The 23,781-nt window shown below is 54.5% G+C and carries 25 protein-coding genes and 1 rRNA gene; 15 read left to right on the top strand and 11 right to left on the bottom strand.

Features of this window, described 5'->3' with window-relative positions:
• Nucleotides 1-77: 77 nt before the first annotated feature.
• The 11 genes from CSQ89_RS01530 (at nucleotide 78) to CSQ89_RS01480 (ending at nucleotide 10,744) form a co-directional block, all read left to right on the top strand.
• Nucleotides 78-1,259 (top strand): acetyl-CoA C-acyltransferase, encoded by a 1,182-nt coding sequence (locus CSQ89_RS01530; protein ID WP_099404430.1) that lies wholly within the window; start codon nucleotides 78-80, stop codon nucleotides 1,257-1,259.
• Nucleotides 1,260-1,319: 60 nt separating this feature from the next.
• The gene (locus CSQ89_RS01525) at nucleotides 1,320-2,090 is read left to right on the top strand and encodes a substrate-binding periplasmic protein (RefSeq protein WP_158228859.1); all 771 of its coding nucleotides are present in this window, start codon (nucleotides 1,320-1,322) and stop codon (nucleotides 2,088-2,090) included.
• Nucleotides 2,087-2,536, top strand: a complete 450-nt coding sequence (locus CSQ89_RS01520; RefSeq protein ID WP_099404428.1) for a MaoC/PaaZ C-terminal domain-containing protein — start codon at nucleotides 2,087-2,089, stop codon at nucleotides 2,534-2,536. The genes CSQ89_RS01525 and CSQ89_RS01520 overlap by 4 nt, the downstream gene beginning before the upstream one ends.
• 71 nt (nucleotides 2,537-2,607) lie before the next feature.
• Nucleotides 2,608-3,747: an acyl-CoA dehydrogenase family protein gene (locus CSQ89_RS01515; protein ID WP_099404427.1), complete on the top strand. Its 1,140-nt coding sequence runs from the start codon at nucleotides 2,608-2,610 to the stop codon at nucleotides 3,745-3,747.
• Between the two features lie 106 nt (nucleotides 3,748-3,853).
• The gene (locus CSQ89_RS01510) at nucleotides 3,854-4,363 is read left to right on the top strand and encodes a GNAT family N-acetyltransferase (RefSeq protein ID WP_099404426.1); all 510 of its coding nucleotides are present in this window, start codon (nucleotides 3,854-3,856) and stop codon (nucleotides 4,361-4,363) included.
• Nucleotides 4,364-4,512: 149 nt separating this feature from the next.
• Nucleotides 4,513-4,845 (top strand): antibiotic biosynthesis monooxygenase family protein, encoded by a 333-nt coding sequence (locus tag CSQ89_RS01505; RefSeq protein WP_099404425.1) that lies wholly within the window; start codon nucleotides 4,513-4,515, stop codon nucleotides 4,843-4,845.
• 23 nt (nucleotides 4,846-4,868) lie between these two features.
• Complete coding sequence (locus tag CSQ89_RS01500) at nucleotides 4,869-5,216, top strand: cupin domain-containing protein (protein WP_099404424.1); 348 nt, start codon at nucleotides 4,869-4,871, stop codon at nucleotides 5,214-5,216.
• Nucleotides 5,217-5,697: 481 nt separating this feature from the next.
• The gene (locus CSQ89_RS01495; RefSeq protein WP_099404423.1) at nucleotides 5,698-7,305 is read left to right on the top strand and encodes a carboxyl transferase domain-containing protein; all 1,608 of its coding nucleotides are present in this window, start codon (nucleotides 5,698-5,700) and stop codon (nucleotides 7,303-7,305) included.
• On the top strand, nucleotides 7,305-7,766 hold the full coding sequence (locus CSQ89_RS01490; RefSeq protein WP_308418104.1) for a YaiI/YqxD family protein: 462 nt from the start codon (nucleotides 7,305-7,307) through the stop codon (nucleotides 7,764-7,766). The genes CSQ89_RS01495 and CSQ89_RS01490 overlap by 1 nt, the downstream gene beginning before the upstream one ends.
• Nucleotides 7,767-7,851: 85 nt before the next feature.
• On the top strand, nucleotides 7,852-8,640 hold the full coding sequence (locus tag CSQ89_RS01485) for an enoyl-CoA hydratase/isomerase family protein (protein ID WP_099404422.1): 789 nt from the start codon (nucleotides 7,852-7,854) through the stop codon (nucleotides 8,638-8,640).
• A gap of 82 nt (nucleotides 8,641-8,722) precedes the next feature.
• The gene (locus CSQ89_RS01480) at nucleotides 8,723-10,744 is read left to right on the top strand and encodes an acetyl/propionyl/methylcrotonyl-CoA carboxylase subunit alpha (protein WP_099404421.1); all 2,022 of its coding nucleotides are present in this window, start codon (nucleotides 8,723-8,725) and stop codon (nucleotides 10,742-10,744) included.
• An 85-nt stretch (nucleotides 10,745-10,829) separates the two neighbouring features.
• Here the strand turns inward: CSQ89_RS01480 and CSQ89_RS01475 are convergent, their stop codons facing one another.
• The 4 genes from CSQ89_RS01475 to CSQ89_RS01460 form a co-directional block, all read right to left on the bottom strand.
• Nucleotides 10,830-11,498 carry a DUF799 domain-containing protein gene (locus tag CSQ89_RS01475; protein ID WP_308418102.1) on the bottom strand — a complete coding sequence of 223 codons (669 nt, stop codon included), beginning with the start codon at nucleotides 11,496-11,498 and terminating at the stop codon, nucleotides 10,830-10,832.
• Between the two features lie 6 nt (nucleotides 11,499-11,504).
• Nucleotides 11,505-11,876 (bottom strand): DUF4810 domain-containing protein, encoded by a 372-nt coding sequence (locus CSQ89_RS01470; RefSeq protein ID WP_099404420.1) that lies wholly within the window; start codon nucleotides 11,874-11,876, stop codon nucleotides 11,505-11,507.
• Nucleotides 11,877-11,894: 18 nt separating this feature from the next.
• Complete coding sequence (locus tag CSQ89_RS01465) at nucleotides 11,895-12,557, bottom strand: CsgG/HfaB family protein (RefSeq protein WP_099404471.1); 663 nt, start codon at nucleotides 12,555-12,557, stop codon at nucleotides 11,895-11,897.
• A gap of 351 nt (nucleotides 12,558-12,908) precedes the next feature.
• Entirely contained in the window at nucleotides 12,909-13,529 is a 621-nt protein-coding gene (locus CSQ89_RS01460; protein ID WP_099404419.1) for a short chain dehydrogenase, read from the bottom strand.
• 97 nt (nucleotides 13,530-13,626) lie between these two features.
• On the opposite strand from CSQ89_RS01460, the gene CSQ89_RS01455 reads away from it, so the two are divergent.
• Nucleotides 13,627-14,553 (top strand): LysR family transcriptional regulator, encoded by a 927-nt coding sequence (locus tag CSQ89_RS01455; RefSeq protein ID WP_099404418.1) that lies wholly within the window; start codon nucleotides 13,627-13,629, stop codon nucleotides 14,551-14,553.
• A 256-nt stretch (nucleotides 14,554-14,809) separates the two neighbouring features.
• Here CSQ89_RS01455 and CSQ89_RS01450 read toward each other — a convergent pair whose 3' ends face one another.
• A complete protein-coding gene (locus tag CSQ89_RS01450; protein ID WP_099404417.1) occupies nucleotides 14,810-15,352 on the bottom strand; it encodes a TlpA family protein disulfide reductase in 543 nt (180 codons plus the stop codon).
• Nucleotides 15,349-17,400, bottom strand: a complete 2,052-nt coding sequence (gene dsbD / locus CSQ89_RS01445; RefSeq protein ID WP_099404416.1) for a protein-disulfide reductase DsbD — start codon at nucleotides 17,398-17,400, stop codon at nucleotides 15,349-15,351. The genes CSQ89_RS01450 and dsbD overlap by 4 nt, the downstream gene beginning before the upstream one ends.
• A 200-nt stretch (nucleotides 17,401-17,600) precedes the next feature.
• On the opposite strand from dsbD, the gene CSQ89_RS01440 reads away from it, so the two are divergent.
• Nucleotides 17,601-18,044: an FxsA family protein gene (locus tag CSQ89_RS01440; RefSeq protein ID WP_158228858.1), complete on the top strand. Its 444-nt coding sequence runs from the start codon at nucleotides 17,601-17,603 to the stop codon at nucleotides 18,042-18,044.
• A 63-nt stretch (nucleotides 18,045-18,107) separates the two neighbouring features.
• Here the strand turns inward: CSQ89_RS01440 and CSQ89_RS01435 are convergent, their stop codons facing one another.
• The 4 genes from CSQ89_RS01435 to CSQ89_RS01420 form a co-directional block, all read right to left on the bottom strand.
• On the bottom strand, nucleotides 18,108-18,692 hold the full coding sequence (locus CSQ89_RS01435; protein ID WP_099404414.1) for a YggT family protein: 585 nt from the start codon (nucleotides 18,690-18,692) through the stop codon (nucleotides 18,108-18,110).
• A 358-nt stretch (nucleotides 18,693-19,050) separates the two neighbouring features.
• On the bottom strand, nucleotides 19,051-19,860 hold the full coding sequence (gene proC / locus CSQ89_RS01430; protein WP_099404413.1) for a pyrroline-5-carboxylate reductase: 810 nt from the start codon (nucleotides 19,858-19,860) through the stop codon (nucleotides 19,051-19,053).
• Nucleotides 19,857-20,426 (bottom strand): hypothetical protein, encoded by a 570-nt coding sequence (locus CSQ89_RS01425; RefSeq protein WP_099404412.1) that lies wholly within the window; start codon nucleotides 20,424-20,426, stop codon nucleotides 19,857-19,859. The genes proC and CSQ89_RS01425 overlap by 4 nt, the downstream gene beginning before the upstream one ends.
• 191 nt (nucleotides 20,427-20,617) lie before the next feature.
• Entirely contained in the window at nucleotides 20,618-21,304 is a 687-nt protein-coding gene (locus tag CSQ89_RS01420; RefSeq protein WP_099404411.1) for a YggS family pyridoxal phosphate-dependent enzyme, read from the bottom strand.
• A gap of 66 nt (nucleotides 21,305-21,370) precedes the next feature.
• Here CSQ89_RS01420 and CSQ89_RS01415 point away from each other — a divergent pair, with 66 nt between their 5' ends.
• Together CSQ89_RS01415 and CSQ89_RS01410 are read left to right on the top strand one after the other, a co-directional pair.
• A complete protein-coding gene (locus tag CSQ89_RS01415; RefSeq protein ID WP_099404410.1) occupies nucleotides 21,371-22,411 on the top strand; it encodes a type IV pilus twitching motility protein PilT in 1,041 nt (346 codons plus the stop codon).
• 30 nt (nucleotides 22,412-22,441) lie between these two features.
• Nucleotides 22,442-23,578 (top strand): PilT/PilU family type 4a pilus ATPase, encoded by a 1,137-nt coding sequence (locus CSQ89_RS01410; RefSeq protein ID WP_099404409.1) that lies wholly within the window; start codon nucleotides 22,442-22,444, stop codon nucleotides 23,576-23,578.
• Nucleotides 23,579-23,701: 123 nt separating this feature from the next.
• On the opposite strand, the gene rrf is transcribed toward CSQ89_RS01410, so the two are convergent.
• Nucleotides 23,702-23,781, bottom strand: a 5S ribosomal RNA gene (gene rrf, locus CSQ89_RS23985); the annotation flags it as partial.

Below are 23,781 nucleotides of genomic sequence, written 5' to 3'. Positions count from 1 at the left end.
TTTATCCTAAAACCTAACGATTCTTCGACCCAACAAGCACGCCAACCGGCGCGCCAGCCTAGATAAGAAAGTCCACCATGTCCGAATCTATCGTCATAGTTTCTGCTGCCCGCACCCCAATGGCTGGTTTGATGGGTGACTTTGCCAATCTGAACGCCGGGCAGCTTGGCGCTGTCGCCATCAAGGCGGCTGTCGAACGGGCCGGGCTATCAGCTGCCGATGTCGAAGAAGTCATCATGGGCAATGTGCTGCCGGCAGGCCAAGGTCAAGCGCCCGCTCGCCAAGCCGCCCTGGGTGCTGGTTTACCGCAAAGCACCAACTGCACCACCATCAACAAGATGTGTGGCAGCGGCATGAAAGCCATCATGTTGGCGCACGACATGCTACGCGCCGGCAATAACACCGTGATGGTGGCCGGCGGTATGGAAAGCATGAGCAACGCGCCCTACCTACTGGCAAAAGCGCGTGGCGGCTACCGGCTTGGCCATGGCGAACTCAAGGACCATATGTTTCTAGATGGCTTGGAAGATGCTTACGACAAGGGCCGTTTGATGGGTTCGTTCGCCGAGGAATGCGCCAGCAAGTACAGCTTCACCCGTGAAGCGCAGGACGAATTCGCCCTGCGCTCACTGTCCCGCGCGCAGGAGGCAATTGGAAGTGGCAAGTTCAAGGCCGAAATCGCTGCCGTCACCATTGCCGGCCGTAAAGGCGATGTCTTGATCGATACCGATGAGCAACCGGGCAAAGCCATGCCAGAGAAAATTCCCAGCCTGAAGCCCGCTTTCAAGAAAGACGGCACCGTCACCGCTGCCAATTCCAGTTCCATTTCCGATGGTGCCGCTGCATTGGTGCTGATGCGCGAATCTGACGCCAAGGCCCGAGGCCTCAAGCCGTTAGCGCGCATTGTCGGCCATGCTAGTCACGCCCATGCCCCGGCTTGGTTCACCACGGCACCCGTCAACGCCATGCAAAAGCTGTTTGAAAAAACCGGCTGGAGTTCCGACAGCGTCGACCTGTATGAAATCAATGAAGCCTTCGCCGTAGTAACTATGGCTGCCATGCATGACCTGAACCTACCTGGCGACAGGGTCAATGTCCACGGAGGCGCAACCGCACTGGGCCACCCTATCGGGGCAAGTGGCGCACGCATCGTTACCACGCTGATCTATGCATTACAACAATATGGCAAGCGCCGCGGCGTCGCCAGCCTCTGTATTGGCGGAGGGGAAGCCACCGCTTTAGCGGTGGAGTTGTGCTGAACCGGCTGGATATCAGGCGCAGATAGAATGAAAATGCCCCCTGTGCGGAGACGTCATGCCATGTTCCCAGTCCTACGTTTGTCTCTCCTATTTGTCCTGCTGCCTGCCAGTGCAACGATACGTATTGGGCTATGTGAGTGCGATTCACCCCCGCTATTGGAATTCGCACCGCAAAGCACCGAACCCGTAGGTGGCCTGATCAAGGACATCGGTGACCTGATTGCTGGCCAGATGAATGAGGAAAAAGCCTACGTGGTGTTATCACGCAAGCGGATAGACCCTGCGCTGCAAAAGGGCGAAGTCGATCTGGTCTGTTACCTGAACCCCGCATGGACTTCGGTCGCGCCCCAATTGCATTGGACAGATGATGTCGTGCCACAAACGGAAGTCGTGGTGGTGGATCGCAATCGGGCAGAAAAAGTGCGCAACATGGAAGACCTGAAAGGGATGCGGCTGGGGCTGATCCATGGCTTTCATTACCCCCAGCTCGTGCCCCTGATCGTTGTAGGCAAGATCAAGCCGGTCTATGAAAATGACCATCTCTCCAACTACAAGCTGTTGGAACAAAAGCTGGTTGATGGGGTGGTCAGCTCAGACCTACAAGTTGCCTATCACCAACGCAATACAGCTCCCGGCACGCAAGCTCAGGGGGTATCCGCACTGGTGCTGAGCGCTATGCCTACCTTTTGTGCAGTGCCCAAAGCCAGCCCGATCAAGGTCGAACGGGTAATGCAAGCCGTACAGCAACTCAAGGCACAGGGTGCGTTCGACAAACTTATCAATCGCTACCGTCAGAACGAGCACACCCCGAGTAAAACTGAAAGACCATGACGCTCTATTTTGAAGACCTGAAACCCGGACGAGTATTCAAAGCCGGCCCCATCGCAGTAGAACCTGCCGCAGTCCGTGACTTCGCCCAACAGTACGACCCCCAGGCGTTTCACCTTGATGAAGCCGCCGGCATTGCCAGCGTTTTCGGCAGCCAGGTCGCCAGTGGCTGGCAAACTGCCGCCTATACCATGCGTATGATGGCCGATAGCGAATTGGCTCGCATTGCCAACGGGCTTGTCGGCCTGCAAGTCGACAAGCTGATGTGGCATCAACCTGTCAAACCCGGCGACGTGCTCACCGCAGAGTTCGACGTCATGGGCCGCAAGCACTCCCGCTCCAAGCCCGACTTTGGCGTCGTGCAGCTGGCTTGGCGCACCTTCAATCAGCAAGGTGATTTAGTGATGAGCCTGGAATGTGCAATCTGGGTCGCCGTACGAGGCCAGTAGGCATCGCAACATCAAGACACGGCTGCCAGCACAACGCTGCTTGAAACAAATGATAAGAACGAGGAGAGAACATGATTCTCAGTGAAGAACACCAGATGATTCGCGCCAGCGTACGCGACTTCGCCAGTGAAAAACTTTGGCCGACCGCAGGCATGCGTGACGAGACCTACGCTTTTCCGCACGAAGAACTCGCCATGGCGGCAGAGCTTGGCTTGTTGGGGCTTACCGTACCGACCAAATGGAATGGCGCAGGCCTGGACTACCTGGCCGCAGCGATTGCCATCGAGGAACTGGCCGCCGGCGATGGTGCCTTTTCCACCATCGTCTCAGTACACAACTCGGTCGGTTGCGGCCCTATCCTCGCATTTGGCACCCCTGCCCAGAAAGACAACTACCTGATGAAGCTGGCTGCTGGTGAATATCTGGCAAGCTTTTGCCTGACCGAACCACAGGTAGGCTCGGAAGCGGGCGCAATCAAAACCCGCGCCGTCAAGGATGACGACAGTTATGTACTGAATGGGGCCAAACAATTCATCACCAATGGCAAGAACAGCAAATTAGCCATCGTGATTGCCGTAACCGATCCAGCCAAGGGCAAGAAAGGCTTGTCGGCCTTCATCGTGCCAACCAATACTCCTGGCTACACCGTGGCCCGAGTCGAGAAAAAGTTGGGCCAAGCCGCATCAGACACCTGCGCCATCGTGCTGGATGACTGCCGGATACCCGCCGCCAATTTGCTGGGCCAGGAAGGAGAAGGCTACAAGGTGGCTCTGGCCAGCCTTGAATCCGGCCGCATTGGTATCGCCGCCCAGGCACTGGGAATGGCACGGTCGGCCTACGAATGTGCCTTGCGCTATAGCAAGGAGCGCATCACCTTCGGCAAGCCGATTTTCGAACACCAGGCAGTCAACTTCCGTTTAGCCGATATGGCCACCCAACTGGAGGCCGCTCGTCAGCTTATTTGGCATGCCGCCTGTCTCAAAGATGCCGGCCAGCCCTGCTTGAAAGAGGCCAGCATGGCAAAACTCTTCGCCAGCGAAATGGCCGAGCGAGTCTGCTCGGATGCGATCCAAGTTCACGGGGGCTATGGTTATCTGTGCGACTTTCCGTTGGAACGCATCTACCGAGATGTGCGGGTATGCCAAATTTACGAAGGCACCAGCGATATTCAACGAATCGTCATTGGCCGCGCCATCGGCGACGAGGTATGAACAAGACCGCGTCACCCGGGCGCTAGGTTTATTCAATGTGGGCATAACAAATCCAGACCCCCACGATTCCCAAACCTATCGCAGCGCCTGAACAGACGGAAGAACCATGCAAGAGCAAATCGAACGCATCCACCCCGATCAAGCCGATGTACTGCGTGATCTAAGGCTTCGGGGGTTGGAAGAAGCACCCGAGGCTTTTGGCCCCCGGTACACCGACATTGCAGCCCGACCAAAGGAATATTGGCATCAACATGTCCTTCACTATGCCAGCAGCCAGGATTCCGCCACCTTTTTGCTGTACCGCAATGGCAAACCCGTTGGTATGGCGGGTGCGTATCTGGAAGGTAGCCGACGCGACCATGCCTACATTTGCAATATGTGGGTAGACCCCACCTACCGGCGTGGCGGGGCTGGCGGGCGGCTGGTCGATACCGCCACCCGTTGGTTGGCGGAACAAGGCGTGGAAAGAATCAACGCCTGGGTGGTGGAAACCAACACGACGGCGCTTCGTTTTTATGAAACCCTTGGTTTTGTGCGAGATAAAAATAGGCGGCAGATGCCCAGCAGCCCGGAAGCACAAGAGATCCTGCTGGTCTTCGACACCGCCTTACTATGAGATTCGAGTACATGAGGATTTAACGACACGAGCGCCCTGATCACAGCTATGCAGCAGACTTTGAACAGGCTCTCAGAGCCTGTTTACGATCTGTCGCAAACAGTCATCAGCAGGGTGAAGCGCAATTCCGATCAACCCATTGCCTCAGTATGTTTGCCAAGACGCCACCACCACCTTACTACGCCGTCATCTTTACCTCGCTACGTACCCCGCTTCAGGATGGTTATGCCGACATGTCCGACCGTATGGTCGCACTGGCAGCTCACCAGCCCGGGTTTCTGGGCGTGGAATCGGTGCGCGATGCAAATGGCCTCGGCATTACCGTTTCCTATTGGGCCAGCGAAGCCGATATCGCTGATTGGAAACACCATGCCGAACACACCCTGGCGCGCGAGCAAGGCCGAGTCGCCTGGTATGAAGGCTACGAAACCCGCGTAGCCAAAGTCGAGCGCGCGTACACCTTCAAACGCCAAGACCCCTAACCCTTTACCGTAGACCCCATCGCATGCATATATTCCACCTTGACGCCATCAGCCAGGACCGCCAGACCCATGCTTCGCCTTACCTGGAGTTTCTACGTACGCACGATATGAGCGCCGGTCTCTACCATCTGGAACCGGGTGCGCAGGATACCCAGGGCGCACACCAGGAAGACTGTCTGTATTTCGTGATTACCGGCGCCGCGGTCATGCAGGTAGGCGACGATGAGGTTCAAGTAAGCGCCGGCAGCCTGGTGCATGTACCCGCCAAGGTCGCACCGCGTTTTCGCACTGTCCATAGCGCACTCGATGTGCTGGTGGTGTTTGCGCCAGCCGAATCCGTCCCCACGGTCGAAATACGGGCTTCGGTCTAAGAACCAGTCTAAAGTCTGCTGCGCGTCGGCAATATGGCGTTGAAAACACCCTCGGAATGCTCATTTACCACTTGTAAACTCCGCTACCTCGGCTGTTTACGCCTTATCTTGCCTTAGCTCGCGAGACTTTAGAAAGGTTCTAAGAACGTATTCACGATCTGTCACGAGCAGCTGTCAGCGGGGTGAAGCGCAGCGCAGAAACCGGAATGTACTTTTGTACATGAGGATTTCGAGCAGCACATGAGCTTGATTACAGCTGCGCAGCTAGATCGGGAACAAGTTCTGATTGCCATTCCGTTCCCGCCCATCATCAGGCAGGCAAACAAGATAGCCTCTGAAAAACACTGCTTCTCAGCGAGAAAAGAAGCAAACAAATGATATCGATGCAACATGCATCAGCCCCGCAAGCAGATATGTTTTGTAAGCCATGCCGTATCGCGACGAAGATGGAGTTTTAGAGCGCCCAATAAAGCGTGACAACATGAATATCCTGCCCAGCACTATCAATCCGAAATCAGCCCAGTTCCAGACCAACTACAACGCCATGCGGGTGTTGGTGGAAGACCTGCGCACCAAAGCAGCCGCTGTGGAACAAGGCGGCGGCGATGTGGCCCGTCAACGGCATACTGCCCGTGGCAAACTGCTGCCGCGCGATCGCGTGGCGCAACTGCTTGATGTGGGTTCGCCTTTTCTGGAAATCGGCCAATTGGCGGCGCATGGCCAATACGATGACCAGGTCCCCTCGGCTGGCCTCATCACAGGCATAGGCCGGGTTTCGGGTGTGGAATGCATGATTATCGCCAACGATGCCACGGTGAAGGGCGGCACCTACTATCCGCTAACGGTGAAGAAGCACCTGCGAGCACAGGAAATCGCTTTGCAGAATCGCCTGCCCTGCATTGCCTTAGTTGATTCTGGCGGGGCCAATCTGCCCAACCAGGATGAAGTCTTCCCCGACCGGGACCACTTTGGCCGTATCTTCTACAACCAAGCCACACTGTCGGCGCAGGGTGTCCCACAGATAGCCGCCGTGATGGGCAGCTGTACGGCAGGTGGCGCCTATGTCCCCGCGATGTCCGACTATAGCGTGATGGTGAAAAACCAAGCCACCATCTTCCTGGCCGGCCCGCCACTGGTGCGCGCCGCCACTGGTGAAGTGGTGACAGCCGAGGAACTGGGGGGGGCAGACGTACACGCAAAGATTTCCGGCGTCGCCGATTACTACGCCCATAACGATGCCCATGCGCTGGACCAGGTACGCCGCATCGTCGCCAATATCAACTGGCAAAAGCCCCTGAACATCGCCCTGAAGCCTGTGGAGGCACCCCGCTATCCTGCTGAAGAACTGTACGGCATCGTCGGCGCTGATCTGAAAAAGCCCTTCGACATCCGGCAGGTTATCGCCCGGATTGTGGATGGCAGCCACTTTGATGAATTCAAGGAAACCTACGGCGCGACGCTGGTCACCGGTTTTGCCCACATTTACGGTATGCCAGTGGGCATCATTGCCAATAACGGTGTGTTGTTTTCCGAAAGCGCCCAGAAAGGCGCACACTTTATCGAGCTGTGCAGCCAACGCAGCATTCCGCTGGTCTTCCTGCAGAACATCACGGGGTTCATGGTCGGCAAGAAATACGAAGCGGAAGGCATCGCCAAGCATGGGGCCAAGATGGTAACTGCCGTGGCGACCTCGAAGGTACCCAAGTTCACCATCATCATTGGCGGCAGCTTTGGGGCGGGTAACTATGGGATGTGCGGCCGTGCCTATAGCCCCAATTTCATGTTCATGTGGCCCAATGCGCGCATTGGTGTGATGGGCGGTGAACAGGCTGCGGGCGTGCTGGCCCAGGTACGCGAAGAAGCACTCGCCAAGAAAGGTCAAATCCTTAGCGACGCCGATCGCGAAGCGATCAAGCAACCATTACGTGAGCAATTCGAGGCACAAAGCCTGCCCTACTACGCCACCAGCCGGCTATGGGACGATGGCATCATCGACCCCAAAGACACGCGCCGAGTGCTGGGCTTGGCGATTTCTGCCAGCCTGAACAAACCCATAGAGGAAACCCGCTTCGGCGTGTTCCGCATGTGATGCCGTTGAAGATTTGGGTGGATGCCGACGCGTGCCCCGGCGTCATCAAGGAAATTCTGTTCCGCGCGGCGGAACGCTGGCAAGTAACGACGACACTGGTCGCGAATCAACTGATTCGCGTGCCGCCCTCCGCCCATATTCGTAACTTGCAGGTGCCAAAGGGTTTCGACGTGGCGGATAACGAGATTGTCCTACGTGTGGTAGCAGGAGACTTGGCAATTACCGCTGATATCCCACTGGCGGCGCAAGTCATCGAAAAAGGCGGGCGGGCGCTCAACCCACGCGGCGAGTTTTATAGCCCGGAGAACATAGCCGAACGACTGCAGCTGCGTGATTTGATGGCGCAATTGCGAGACAGCGGTGTGGATACCGGTGGGCCCGCAGCACTCAGCCAGGCAGACCGACAGGCATTCGCCAAACAGTTGGATAAGTTTCTACAGGCCAACATGGCCAACCTCTAGTTCATTTCAGTAAACCAAACGCGCAGCAGACGCGTACCAATAGAGCCTTAATACGGCGGCACCACTACCAAGAAGGAGACAGATCATGAGCAAATCGCTAAGCATCGAGATCAACGCGAGCGGCATTGCCACTCTGACGCTCAACCGTATCGAGCGCCACAACGCGTTCGATGATGAGTTCATCGTCGAGATGACCAGCGCATTGGAAGGGTTGGCTACCAATCCGGCAGTGCGGGTGTTGGTTCTGGCAGCCACCGGCAAAAGCTTTTCCGCGGGGGCAGACTTGGGGTGGATGAAACGCATGGCCAGCTATGGCGAAGCCGAAAACCTGGCCGATGCACAGAAACTCGCCAAGCTGATGCACACCCTCGATAGCCTGCCTATTCCCACTATTGCCGCGGTGCAAGGGCCTGCCTATGGCGGCGGCGTGGGGCTCATCGCTTGTTGCGACATGGTATTTGCCTCGCCCGAAGCGCAGTTCTCGCTCACCGAAGTCAAGTTGGGCCTGATTCCAGCAGTCATCTCACCTTACGTCATCCGTAAGATTGGCGTGGCCCAGGCGCGCCGCTATTTCCTCTCGGCAGAACGCTTCAGTTCCACCACCGCCCAACGTATCGGCTTGGTACATGAATTGGCCCCGCAAGATGAAGTCATCGTGCTTGCTCATAGTTGGGCTACTCAACTGCTCAATAACGGCCCCATGGCCATGGCAGCCGCCAAGCGATTGGTCGCCGAGGTGGCTGATCGCCCTATTTGCAGCGAACTGAATGACTTGTGCGCAAAGCGCATCGCGGCACAACGGGTCAGCAATGAAGGCCAGGAAGGGTTGACTGCCTTTATTGAAAAACGACCACCCAACTGGGTCAAACACTAGTACGCGCAAACTACAGGCATCACCCAGCCCTCGCTGATTGGGGATGTCTGTCAGTTCAATAACTCCGTCTCGAGCACCCCTGATGTTTAAGAAAATACTCATTGCCAACCGCGGCGAGATCGCCTGCCGCGTCATTGCCACCGCCCGCAAGCTCGGCATCAAGACGGTTGCTGTCTATTCCGATGCCGATGCGGAAGCCCGACACGTGAAACTGGCAGACGAAGCCATTCGGCTTGGCCCACCCGCACCGCGTGAATCCTATTTACGCAGTGATCTGATTCTGGCGATTGCAAAGCAAACCGGTGCAGAAGCCATTCATCCCGGTTATGGCTTCCTGAGTGAAAACGCCGACTTCGCCACCGCATGTATGGAAGCCGGTGTTGTGTTCATTGGCCCACCGGCAAGCGCCATCTCGGCCATGGGTTCCAAGTCAGCCGCCAAGACCTTGATGGAAACCGCGTCTGTTCCATTGGTGCCGGGCTATCACGGCGACAAACAGGATTTGGCGCTACTGCAGCGGGAAGCCGACAAGATGGGCTACCCGGTGTTGATCAAAGCATCGGCTGGTGGAGGTGGCAAGGGCATGAAGATCGTCGAGAAATCGGCCGACTTCACCGCCCAATTAGCATCTGCCCAGCGTGAGGCGCAGTCGAGCTTTGGCGACGCGCGCGTGCTGATTGAAAAATACCTGACCAAACCGCGTCATATCGAAATCCAGGTGTTTGCCGACACGCACGGTGACGCTGTCTACCTGTTCGAACGCGACTGCTCGGTGCAGCGCCGCCATCAAAAAGTATTGGAAGAAGCTCCTGCACCGGGCATGACGACCGAGCGCCGTGTCGAAATGGGCACCGCCGCCGTCAATGCCGCCAAAGCTATTGGTTATGTGGGTGCGGGTACGGTGGAATTCATCTTCGACACGTTGACTGGCGCGTTCTACTTCATGGAAATGAACACCCGCTTGCAAGTGGAACACCCCGTTACAGAGATGATTACGGGCCAGGATTTAGTTGAATGGCAACTGCGGGTAGCCAGCGGCGAGTCGCTCCCACTTAAGCAGCACGAGCTGAAAATTCACGGTCATGCATTCGAAGCACGTGTTTATGCGGAAGACCCTGCACGCGACTTCCTACCGCAAATCGGCCACCTGCTGCATCTACGTCAGCCGGCTGAAAATGCCCATGTCCGTGTCGATACCGGTGTGGAGAGCGGCGACGAAATTTCACCGTGGTACGACCCGATGATCGCAAAGCTGATCGTTTGGGATGAAAGCCGCGAACGTGCGTTAGACCGCTTAGCCCATGCGCTGAGCGAATACGAAGTGGTGGGGCTAGATACCAACCTGGCTTTCCTACGGCAGTTGGCCAGCCACCCGGCCTTTGCGGCTTGTGAACTCGATACGGGCTTTATCGCCCGCCACCATGCTGTGCTGATCCCCCCGACGCCCCCGGTTGGCACCGACACACTGGCGATGGCTGCACTGGCTGAATTGGCGCAGGTTGAAGCGCATAACCTGACTATGCGGCAACGCTCCAGCGAGCCAGCCTCGCCTTGGTGGGAAGCCGATGGCTGGCGATTGAACCAAGACAACCGCCATGCACTGCATTTTCGCGCAGGCGACCAGGAATATGCCGTCATTGCCCACTATGCCGATACAGGCTATCTGTTGGAAATCGGTAACGAAAAGTTGGACGCCAACGGCAGCCTGCATGGCCAGCAACTGCGAACCGTAATCAACGGCCACCGCCTGCAAGCCACGGTGGTGCGTGATGGCAGCCGACTGACGGTAGTGTGTAACGGCACCAATACCGAATTAGATGCCTTCAATCCCCTATTGGTAGGCCTGCAAGCCGCCGAAGCAACAGGTGGCCTTAACGCACCGATGCCTGGCACGGTGGTAACGGTTCACGTCAAAGTAGGGGACATGGTCGAGAAAGACACCCCGCTGGTGATTCTAGAAGCCATGAAGATGGAGCACACAATCCTGGCCCCACAGGCTGGTACCGTAAAAGAGGTATTTTTCGAGAAGGGTGAGCAGGTAACGGAAGGGGCCGCATTATTGGAAATTACGCCAGCCATTGAAGCTGCGACTATTACACAATAATCGAACGCCACATAATAAATAAAAAACCGCAACGAATTAAGACATTGCGGTCTTATATTTATCTGCCCATTACTGCTGGACTGAATCAGTCCGTACCATATTTTGGCGAACGAGGACCATATAGAATCTGCCCATTACTACCTGCGGACAACAAACGCTCGCTGGTAATGCCTGCGTATTTATGCGCGTTATCCGACAGGGTATTAGCAACTTGATTAATCAGGGCCGAAATCAAAATAGATGTCAATCCATCTCCACTATTAGACGAATTGTTTTCCGTACTGGAAGAACGAGCGCTGCCAGACCATAAAACCTGCCCGGTTTTCAGGTCAACAAGCTTACCCTGGGCGGCAACCGTCACCTCGCTACTGATCAGCTTGAAGCTGGTGCCATACTCTTGGATGGTGACGTACAGCGCAGCATCAGCACCAAAAATCTCACGCAGCTTTTTTGCGGAAACACCGTGAACCTCATCCGCATTGTTTAAGCCATTTTCGCGGAACGCTTCATTGGCCAATGCCACAGGCACTACGTAATAACCTGATTCTGCCAAGGGGTGGGTCATTTGCGACAGCATGCTGTAAGTCGCCTTAACATCCGGCGAGCGATTCAGCGGTGGCAAGACCAGTATCGACTTAGGGCGGCTTTGTTTGAATGCCGAATAATCGTAAGCCTTCGGCGTGGCACAGCCCGTTGCCAATACAGCTAGCAATAGCGCAGCTCCGACTCCTTTGATGGCATCAAAAGTCATCATGTTCTTTCATTTCTTGAATTTGCTAAGCATGAAATCCATGAAAGTCGTGGATTCTGGAAACTGTGCTTTTTCGGCTTCAAGTTGCTGTCGAACCTGATCACTCTTGCCTACCTTGCCATACAACATGGCAAGGTGCGCGTGGTAGCCAGGAGGCAGCGCCTCTCCCCTGGCCTGTGCCTTTTGCATATCCCTTTCCAGCGCACTGATTTGCTCTTCAGGGCTTGATCCACCATCCTTGAGCGACTCATACACCTGTTGCTGATAGCTACCCCAGTTATACAAAGCCCTGGAATTCGAATGCGTCGCACACCCGCCAAGCATGGTGGCGCCGAAGACAATACCGGCGACCACCACGCGACTGGAAAAATTGGATTTCATGAATGAAGGCTCAGAGGATTATTGCGCAGGACGCCATGCACCCGACTCAACACCGGCGACAAGCTTGTTAACGGCTTCGCGGATGGCCAGGTCAAGCACCTTGCCGTTGAGGGTGGAGTCATAACTGGCTGTACCGCCAAAACCCACGACTTCGCGGTTCGACAAGCTGTATTCACCGGCGCCCTGCGACGAGAACACGACTTCAGACGTCTGTACATTCACGACGTTGATATTTACCTTGGCATAGGCGACTTGCGACTTACCGCGCCCCAAGATGCCGAATAGTTGCTGGTCGCCCACTTCCTTGCGGCCAAACTCAGTAACGTCACCTGTCAGCACATAGTCTGCACCCTTGATCGCTTGGGTTTTGCGTGACAAAGCGGCTTCCTGGGCAGCTTCACTCATGTTTTCGCGGTCAAGCACATTAAACCGGCCGGTTTGCTGCAAGTGGGTCATCAAAATGGTTTTGGCTTGCCCACCCAGACGGTCCACGCCATCCGAGAAGATACCGCGCATAAAATTCGAACGATTATCAAACTTGCCGATACTGATCATGCTGCGTGCACCAGTGTAAGTGGTACCGGCCGATGTCACTTTAGCGACGTCCAAACTGCGTGATTGTTCAGTGGCGCAACCAGTCAGGGCAGCTAGCAACGTAATACATAGAATAGATTTATTCATAAAAATGAAGTCCGCAAAGTTTAAAAATGCACTACTGCCGCACCCAATGAAGCACGGCAGCGCAAAAACACACCATTTACCCAAGCTGATTGCAATACGCAGAACAGAACACATTCATCATGCACACTCTGCCCAACTTTAACAGTAAAGAGTCTATCAAGCAGGTAAAAGCGGATAAATCTATAAAAACTAGATTCTTAGTTAAGAATAATTAAACAATCACACCTTACTTATACAATGTCCCATAACATTCCGGGGCTGCAGCCAAGTATGGCGATTGCAACCCCGTAAGCCCCGACAAGGGGCGTACTATAAATTACGGAACAGCCACATTTAACAAATATCTGCGGCTTACAGCACTGCAAATACCTGCCCGGTTCGTAAACCTTCCACGCTTTTACTGTATGCCAATGCCACACGACTGGCCGAAACCGCGACAAAACCACGGAAATACGGTGCATAGGATGCCATCGACTCTTCCACCACCGTTGGGCTGACGGCGTTGATGCGCAAGCCCCGTGCCAGTTCAATTGCCGTGCCGCGCACAAAGCCATCGATAGCACTGTTGATTGTGGATACACACACACCATAACGGATTGGGTCATGACTGAGTACACCACTGATTAGTGTGAAAGACCCGCCATCATTGAGGTACGGTTGCCCTGCAACGACCAGATTAACCTGTCCCATCAACTTATCCTGCAAGCCAGCCAACATATGGGTAGGCGTCAATTCCTGCACAGAAATAAACGGCGCGCCACCAGCGGCCGAGACAATGGCATCCACCTTTCCCACCTTGGCAAACAATTGCTCTACGCTCGCTAAATCGGTCATATCGGCCTGATAGTCGATCGACTTGTTTTGCAATGCCTCGCTGCTCCGCCCTACTCTCACAACTTCATGGCGTGCACTCAGTTCATTGAGCACTGCTTTGCCTATGGTGCCAGTTGCACCAAACAGAACAACTTTCATGATGCTTTCCTTTTGTTAACTTAAAATTGACAGTGCAGAGTTTACCTAGCACAAAATAGCGGATAAACCCGCTAAAACTGACTTTTGAGTTAACCACATGGAAACAATAACCCCACGTTTTCAATGGTCGATGACTTTCCTAGCTGTCATTGAGCAGGGCGGATTCAGCGCGGCGGCAAATCATCTTGGCCACTCCAAGGCTCATGTCAGCAAGCAAATCAGCCAATTGGAACGCGCCCTGGGCGCATCGCTATTGCACCGAAGCACGCGACGCATGGTCCTGACCGAGTCAGGGAAGCACTATTTGGTCTACTGCCAGCAACTTCGGGACACGCTGGACGAAGCCAGCCGCGCCGTTGGCAACCTACACAAACACATTGAAGGCTTGATTCGCCTCACCGCGCCCACCAACTTAGGCGTTAACTTTGTAGGGGACCTACTGGTAGCATTTCGTGCGCGCTACCCACAAACACAGATTGAACTCGACCTAAGCCAGCAAATGCGTGATTTGATAGGCGAGCAATACAGTCTGGCGATACGTACCGGCCAACCACAAGATGAACGACTGATTGCACGGCCGCTTGGCATCGTCCAAGAGTGGATCGTAGCGGCCCCAGCGCTGACTGATCGGTTAGGCTACCCACAAACACCGCAGGCTCTGTTGGAGCGGCCATGCGTCATCAACAGCCATTATATTGACGGCGCGAAGTGGCTATTCATGCAGGCTGATCACAACGAGTGCATTGAGATACCACGCCACTTTTGCGTTAACAATTACGCAGCGCTACGCCATTTAGCGCTGGCAGGTGCCGGCTACGTCAAGGTACCGGACTATCTGGTCGCACGGGATATCCAGCTTGGGCGGCTTCAACCCGTATTGACGACCTATACCTTGCCCCATACCCCGCTGTATTTGGTCTACCCATCGCTAAGACCCCAACCCGCCAAGGTTAGAGCGCTCATCGACTTTATCTGCGAGTGGTTTGACCAGCACTTGCCGACGAATAAATCCAACAGCGTCTAAGAACTTGTTTACGATCTGTCGCGAGCAGCTGTCAGCTGGGTGAAGCGCAGCGCAGAAACCGGAATGTACTTTTGTACATGAGGCTGCGAACTTCTTGGTGCGGAGCACCGTAGCAGTTCGGCGTCCCCCTTGCGGGGGCTATTGAGCAGCACATGAACCCTGATCACGGCTGCGTAGCAAGATCGTAAACAGGTTCTAAGGCTTGGTTTCTATTTGAATTCGTCGAGTAAAACCTACCCAGCGACACCAAGTAGATTCAAGTAAGCGGGTCGAGGTAGGCCGCAAGCATCTTCTTATCAAGCCGGCCTGCATGAGCTGCCACCTTGTTTCCCTGCGCGTCATAAATCAGGGTGAATGGCAGCGCACCGATATTGTTGCCCTCGGCACGCATCAACTCCAATGCAGTCTGCTCGCCCACCAACACCGGGTAGGCGATGCCCAGCTCCTTGACGAACTTCTGGACATCCGCAGGGTTATCGATGGCAAGCCCCACAAAACGGACCTTGTCACCCAAGGCCTTTTGAGTTTCCACGAATTCGGGCATTTCTTCGCGACAGGGTGCGCACCAAGTCGCCCAGAAATTAAGTACCATGGGCTTACCACGCCATTGCACCAACGGTTGGGACTTGCCTTGCAGGTCATTGAAACTCGCTTGCCATAGTCCTGGCGCAACGTTAGCAGCAGGGGCAGTAGCAACCGCGGTTGCCCCAATAGCAGAGGGCCCCTTCCACCACGCGACGCTCCCGCCTGCCAGCAATGCCACCGCGGCAACGATCAAATACGGACTGCTTTTTTTCATGGCTGGACTCTGGGGGAAACGCTATTGAGCCGTTGCACAAAGCGATCGGCCTCTTCAAAACCTATCAATCGCTGCCCAATCTCTTCACCCTTGGCACCGAAAAAGATCGTGCCGGGGGGACCGAAAAGCCCAAAGCGCTTGAGTAGCGCCTTGTGTTCCGGCGTATTGGCAGTGACATCAGCCTTAAGCAATACAAAATTAGCCAAGCTGCGCTGTACTGCAGCGTCTGCGAAAGTATAGCGTTCCATTTCCTGGCAGCTGACGCACCAATCCGCATAGAAATCCAGCAATACCGTCTTGCCTTTGGCGGCTGCAACGGCCGCATTTAGCTCTGCCATGCTATTGACCGGTTGAAAGGCCAGTTTATGTTCCGCCGCAACAGCAACGCCACCAACAAAGGGTTTCAATGGCTGTAGCGGATCACGCGCACCCCCCAGCAACCCCACCAGTTGAGCCATACCCACCAACGCCAATAGCACACCCAGGGCTTTGCCCAACCGTGTAATCGGTTTGACATGCGGCGACAGAGAATCGAAAGCTGACAAACCCACACCGGCGCCGATGGCCAACGCCGCCCACCCCAGCATAAAGGCCCACTCAGGCAAAACAGGACGCGCTATCCACAAAGCCACTGCCAAAAGTAGGGTGCCAAATACATTCTTGACCCCAGTCATCCATGCACCAGCCTTAGGTAGGGCATGCCCCCCAAGCACCCCTACGACCAACAGCGGCGTACCAACACCAAGCGCCAGCAGATAAAAAGCCAGCATGCCAAACAGCACATCCGCACGCGCACCAACCACGCCCAAACCGGCAGCCAATGGCGGCCCCATACAAGCGCCAACAATTAATGAGGACAGTGCCCCCATCAAAAAGACGGAAGCCAATCGGCCGCCACCCAGGCGGTTCGATGCATCGTTGACCCGGCTTTGCAGCGCACTGGGCAGCTGGAGGTTGAACAAACCGAACATGGACAGCGCCAGGAAGACAAATACCAATGCAAGCGCGGCGATAACCCAAAGGTTTTGTAATGTTGCGACCAGAAACGAACCTGTCAGTGCGGCTACAGCCCCCACAGCGGCATACACCACCGCAATCCCTTGTACATAGGCCATGGCCAACGTAAAACCACGCCACTTACCTACCTGCTGGCCTTGCCCAACAATAAGCGAAGAGATGATCGGGATCAGCGGATACATACACACTGTCGCTGCCATCCCCAGCCCGGCAAGGTAAAAAGCCAGCAGCAACGCCCAACCATCCAAACCGGCGAATGGCCCTTGGACGGGTATCGCGGTTGCCGCCAGAGGGCGCGCGGTTTGTTCAAATGCTTCCACGACAGTTGGCGAAGGAGGCGCTATAGGTTCGGGAGAAGTAACTGGTTCTGCTGGTAAAGACTCAGAAGGCGATGCGACAGGGGCGGGTGTCAATTTGGGAGCAGAGACAGGGGCTACGGCATGGACTGCCGGCACCTGCCTGGTTGGCGTGGTGGCTTCATTCGGTGCACCAAACAATTTATCCAAGACATCCGGTTCAGAAGCGGCTCCGCCCCCAGCAAGCGATAACTCTACGGTCTCTGGCGGATAACACACACCAGCATCGGCACAACCTTGCGAGACCAGTTTAAGTTTTGCATTGGCCGGCCAAGGCTTATCCGTATTTAGCGGTACTTCCAAGACATGCCGATAGGTCTCAACCTCACCGAAATACTCATCATGCTTCTTCTTCCCAGGCGGTAATTCGCCCTTCACATCGCCATCTGGCAAAAGGGTAAACTTGATCCGGTCCCGATACAGGTAGTAACCCTCGGCAATCCGAAACTTCAGCGTGGCGGTTTTTTCCCCTGTTTTAGCAAGTGAGGGCTTGAAAGCCTGGTCTCCCGGCAGCAACTCATCTGTCGTTGCCCCCAAGGCATAACTGGTGAGGAACCCAACGAGCAGAAAATGGACAAACCGTTTCATACCCTTGCCCTCGTGCAACCCAGGGACTTTGGCGACAATTGGCAGACGCCGATCATAGGCAGCAGATGTTGGGTCTGGCCTATGCATGGCTGAGGCTGGTGACGGGGCGTGACGGTTTTAATCGACATCAAGATCTCGTGAGCGGTTTCGGATTAACCCTGCAGGTATCACAACAAAGCATCAGGGCGGGATAAGCGCGTACAACCACGCATTACACCGCCCGGCCTTTCGCAACAACGCCAATGGGCGGGTTGCACAATACGACTAATTGGGAATCAGTTTCAAGCATGTTCATTCGACTATTACCCTTGCTAGGGGTTTCCTTGCTGGCGCTGCCCGTGCTGGAATTATTTGCCTCGATCTGGCTGGCAGACGAAATTGGCTGGTGGTTAGCTTTCTGGCTATTCGCCAGCGCCCTAGTAGGCCTGGGCATCTTGAAGAGTTGGCGGGCCACCACCGCCTGGGCTTTGCTCGATAGTGTCAGGGCAGGAGAACTACCTCTCGGCCGGTTATTCTGGGTAGCGCGCACACTGGTTGCGGCTTTGTTGTTTATCTTTCCCGGCCCTATCAGCGATGTCATCGGCCTAATGTTGATATTGCCGTGGCCTGGTGGGAAAACGATTCGATTCGGGCAGGGTAGCGCCCCTACCACGCCAGATGATATCTACGAGGGCGAATTCACACGTGTTGACGAGAGTGCGCGCCCTTTGCCTCATGAAGCTAGAAAATAACCGCTTCACCACCTTTCAGGTCGCGCCCCATTCGCTGCTGTCGCCGCGAATGGGGCATGGTAATCAGGCGATCACAATGTATTGAAAGACCCCTTGCTCTATCGGGGCCAGCGCAAATTGAAGCATCATCTGCAAGATCAGCAGTAACACCATCGGGCTGAGGTCTATGCCGCCAATGGTCGGTATCAGTTTGCGCAACGGACTCAAAAATGGCCGGCTGATGGCATCCAGCATCGGCGAAAGCGGATTATAGGGACTCACCCAACTGAGGACCGCCTGCACAAGCACAGTGGCAAATAGCAGGTATAGCGACAGCCGCATCAATTCGACCAGCGATAACATCACCAATCCAATCGCCGCTACCGGCGTCAGCAAGTTGATGGGCCAAGGCGAAAGCAGCAATAGTACGAAATGCATCAGCAACGCACTTAACCAAGCCAACAACAGCGTAGCCGTATCGTATCCTCCTATGCTACCCACCCATTTACGCAGCGGCAGAACCGCAAAATTGGTGAGCTTGACCGTAAACTGTGCCAACGGGTGCCCAAAGGGTGCACGCGCCAATTGCAGGTAAAAGCGCAACAACAAGTTCAGGATTAAAAAGCTGACGAGATTACGGACCAGAAAACTGAGTGCTTCGGCGAACATGATTTATCCAACAATGGCGGCAAGCGCGAGCTGCCGGATGATGATTGAGCGCTTAATTCTAGATGGGGCTAAACGATGAAACGACCGGGTTCATGCACTACTCAACGTCCTCTCAAGTACACGCTGTTTTTTACACTGTACTTACAACGGCCACAGCGGGTGTGCTGAGATAAGAATGTATCAGACCGCTCCCTCGCGAGATCGGTTCATGCCATGGCCAGAGTTGCCCACTCTGCGCGATTTCAGGTAATCGAGATGAAAATAATGCACGCTCAGAACGTCAATCCAGCAATCGTGCCGCCACTTTATAGCTGACCAGTCGCTACTGCTACCAAATTACCGATGTAGGCAGACGCCATCAAGCTCGGCCCAGTTCATCTGCCAGTTCGGCAGCACGGCTCTCTGCAGCCTGCGCAGCCATTACAATCGCCGCCTGTACGCCTTTCTCCCCCATCAGCATCAATGCCGCCTCCGTAGTTCCGCCTTTGGACGTCACCTTCTCACGCAAAGTCGCTGCCGAGTCGGTACTGGCTTGCGCCAGCTTAATCGCACCATCAAAAGTGGCATAGGCCAGCTGACGCGCAGTTGCAGCATCAAACCCGAGTTGAATGGCCGCATCAGTCAACGATTCCATGAAAAAGAACACATAAGCGGGGCCAGAACCGGAAATGGCGGTAATTGCATCCAACCTGGCTTCGTCCTCAACCCACACAACAGTGCCGGTTGAAGACAAAATACGGTCGGCACTAGTGCGATCAGCTTCTGTGGCATGCGGGCCAAGCCAAGCGCCACTGATACCGGCTCTGACCAATGCAGGGGTATTGGGCATGACCCGGATCAGCCGCGCAGATCGGTTCAACCAGCGGTCTAAGTCCGCCATACGAATACCCGCAGCAATACTTATCACCAACCGGCCAGCAAGCTCTGCAGCACGCTGCTGCGCCACCGCAGCCAATTGCTGCGGCTTGGTCGCCAACACGACCACATCGGCAACAGGCAAAGGGCTATCGGCGGAAAATGTATGAACTCCGAAGTTACTTGTCAGCTGCTGCCTGGCCACTTCGGAAGGGTCTACGACGCTGATGTTACTGGGGGATAAGCCTTGCTGCAGCAGCCCGCCCAACATCGCCGTGGCCATATTGCCGCCACCAATAAATAGAATGTTCATGCGGACTCGCTCACCGCCGCGAAGGCAATCTCAGGGCGGCGTTTTTGTAAAAGGTGCAGCAGAATGTTGCAGTACAACTTATCCAACTCTCGCTGACCACTAAATGGGATTGGTAGGCTGCCACCGCTGTAATCAATCTTGAGCACAGCCAAGCGTCCTTTATCCATGCGATAAGCCAATGCGTGAATATCGGCGATGGGCAACTCTACAGGTGCCGGCACCCCCCATCCCTGCATGGCAAGGCGAATTCTCACGGCATTTACCTCAACGGCAGTACGCCAAAACCAGGCACGGAAATACCAGCCAATCAACACCGCCCCACCCAATGCCACCAACGCCATAATCAAGGTAGGCGCTGTGCGTGTAACTGCAGCCTGTAGAAAAAGCAGGCATATCAAGATACCACTGACACCAACAGCGATCATGCCTACCGTTCTATCGGTTGCATCCGTCGGCAAACGCGCCCAGGCCGAAGCCAGCTCAAGCCTATCCTGCTGCTCTCCTTCTTCCACACGCACACAGCGAGCAAGGGCAGCCAGGCTGGCATTAGGGTTAGTACTGTCCACAACAATCCTTTTCGTTCTACGTACCTGTTCACAATCTTACTGCGCGCAGCCGTGACAGTGCTCATGTGCTACTCCGGCGCTCTGTGCCAAGAAGTTCGCAGCTTTATGTACCCGCGCACATTCTGGTTTCCGCGCTGCGATTCACCCTGCTGGCACCTGCTCGTGGCAGATCGTAAACCGGCTCTAAGTATTCAATGTCGCGCACCGAACAATGCAGTCCCGACTCTGACGATGCTAGCACCCTCGGCAATAGCCACTTCCAAATCCGCCGACATACCCATAGAGAGCGTATCAAGTACAAGCCCTTGTTGATTCAGTTGCGCCAGCAAGCTGCGAAGACTCGCAAATTGGCTAGCCAGAAGTGCTGAATCTTGACTAGGCTCAGGTATACACATAAGCCCGCGTAGGCTTAATCGAGGTAAGCCGGCAATCGCATGCGCCAACTCGATTGCCTCGTGGGGTTGGCAGCCCGATTTACTTGCCTCACCAGAAACATTGACCTGAACACAAATATTCAGGAGGCCCAATGCATCAGGACGTTGTTCCGACAAACGCTGTGCAATCTTCAAACGGTCGACGCCGTGCACCCAATGTGCGACTTCAGCTACTAAACGCGTTTTGTTGCTCTGCAAAGGGCCAATAAAGTGCCATTCTATAAGAGGCAAATCAGTTAGTTGGGCTGCTTTTTCTATTAGCTCCTGTACATAATTTTCGCCAAAGGCTCGCTGGCCCGAGGCATAACAGGAGCGGACTGCATCAGCGGGAAATGTTTTACTGACAGCCAACAATCGACAGGTATTCGACGAACGGCCCGCTGATTGCAAGGCCTTCGCAATACGGGAGAGGACAGACTGTCTAGCTTTATCGATTTCAGACATCCATAATGCTCACGGAATATTGCCCCAAAACCCACTGTGGGCGCGGCTTTAAACAGGGAATTATAAATGGAAATCTCCGAACTCCTCGCCTTCTCGGTCAAGAACAAGGCATCGGACTTGCACCTTTCCTCCGGACTCCCACCCATGATCCGGGTGCACGGCGATGTGCGCCGAATTAATTTACCGCCAATGGAGCACAGTGACGTACACGACATGGTGTACGACATCATGAACGACGGTCAGCGCAAAACCTATGAAGAAACACTGGAATGCGACTTCTCGTTCGAGATTCCAAATCTAGCTCGCTTCCGGGTAAATGCCTTCGTACAAAACCGGGGGGCCGGTGCGGTATTCCGTACCATTCCATCCAAGGTGCTGACGCTGGAAGAACTGAATGCGCCAAAGGTATTCAAAGAAATCGCCGAAACACCACGCGGCATCGTGCTGGTGACTGGCCCAACGGGTTCTGGTAAATCCACGACGCTGGCCGCGATGGTCAATTACATCAACGAAAACGACTATGGGCATATCCTCACCGTTGAGGACCCAATCGAATTCGTGCACGAATCCAAAAAGTGCTTGGTGAATCAACGGGAAGTGGGTCCACATACCCTGAGCTTTGCCAATTCGCTACGCGCTGCGCTACGTGAAGATCCTGATGTCATTCTGGTCGGCGAAATGCGTGACTTGGAGACCATTCGATTGGCGCTATCGGCGGCTGAAACGGGTCACTTGGTATTTGGCACGCTCCATACCTCCTCCGCCGCAAAAACCATCGACCGTATCGTCGACGTATTCCCTGCGGCAGAAAAAGAAATGGTGCGCTCTATGTTGTCCGAGTCACTACGTGCAGTTATCTCGCAAACCTTGTTGAAAACCAAAGACGGTAATAGCCGGGTAGCGGCTCACGAAATCATGATTGGCATTCCTGCCATCCGTAACCTGATCCGTGAAAACAAAATCGCCCAGATGTATTCAACAATCCAGACTGGTCAGCAACACGGAATGCAGACGCTCGATCAGTGTTTATCCGAATTGGTTCGTCGCAATCTGATAACGAATCAGGAAGCCCGTGGTAAAGCCATGAATCCGGATAATTTCAAGTAAGGTGCCATAGGCGCAGCGCTGGAGAAAAACATGGAAAAAGAACAAGCCACCAAATTTATGCACGATCTGCTGCGCTTGATGCGGCAGAAGAACGCTTCTGACTTATTTATCACCGTCGATTTTCCACCTGCCATGAAGATCGATGGCAAGCTCACGCCTGTATCGAATCAAGCTTTGAATAGCCAGCATACAAAAGAGCTTGCACGTGCAGTAATGAACGATCGCCAATCAGAAGAATTCGAAGCCACGAAGGAATGTAACTTCGCTATCAGCCCTGGTGGCATAGGACGCTTCCGTTGCAATGCCTTCCAGCAACAAGGTCGAATCGGACTGGTACTGCGTACCATTACAACAGAGATTCCAAAATTTGACGAACTCGGCCTCCCGCCAGTCCTAAAAGATGTAGCACTAGCCAAGCGTGGCTTGGTCATCTTCGTAGGCGGAACCGGTTCGGGTAAGTCAACATCATTGGCAGCAATGATCGGCTTTCGCAACGAGAATACCTACGGCCACATCATCACCATCGAAGACCCGGTGGAATACGTACATGAGCACAAAAACTGCATCGTCACGCAACGTGAAATCGGCGTAGATACTGATAACTGGCATAACGCGCTACGCAATACCCTGCGTCAAGCACCAGATGTAATTTTGATCGGTGAGATCCGCGATCGCGAGACAATGGATTACGCCATCGCTTTCGCCGAAACCGGCCATCTATGTATGGCTACCTTACACGCCAACTCTGCCAATCAGGCGCTAGACCGTATCATTAACTTCTTTCCGGAAGAACGGCGGGCCCAACTCTTGATGGATTTGTCACTGAACCTAAAAGCGTTTGTATCGCAACGGCTCATTCCGTTAAGAACAGGTAAAGGACGAGCAGCAGCAGTAGAAGTCATGCTGAACTCCCCATTGATTTCAGATCTGATCTTCAAAGGCGATGTCCATGAAATCAAAGAAATCATGAGCAAAAGCCGTGAGTTGGGAATGCAAACCTTCGACCAGTCTCTATTTGATCTATACGAGGAAGGCAAGATTAGCTACGAGGATGGTCTTCGTAATGCCGACTCGGTCAATGACCTTCGGTTGAAGATTAAGCTGCAATCTAAAGAATCGAAGGGACGTGATGCACTTGCTGGTCTGGACCACCTCGATATCGTCTAACTAGCGCGGCCTAGCACCGCCAAGACCCTATGCCGCATTCATCGCGAGTGCGGCACTTTCCTGTTGTGCTCCCCCAAAGCAAAAGCCCCGGTCTCTGTTGAGACCGGGGCTTCACTGTAAGGCGCCTGGCAGTGACCTACTTTCACACGGGAACCCGCACTATCATCGGCGCGGTGTCGTTTCACTGTCCTGTTCGAGATGGG

Origin of the sequence: Chitinimonas sp. BJB300, from assembly GCF_002735695.1 — a bacterium.
Lineage (GTDB): Bacteria > Pseudomonadota > Gammaproteobacteria > Burkholderiales > Chitinimonadaceae > Chitinimonas.
Note: the sequence above shows the minus strand (reverse complement) of the source record. Positions and strands in the feature narration are given on the sequence as shown.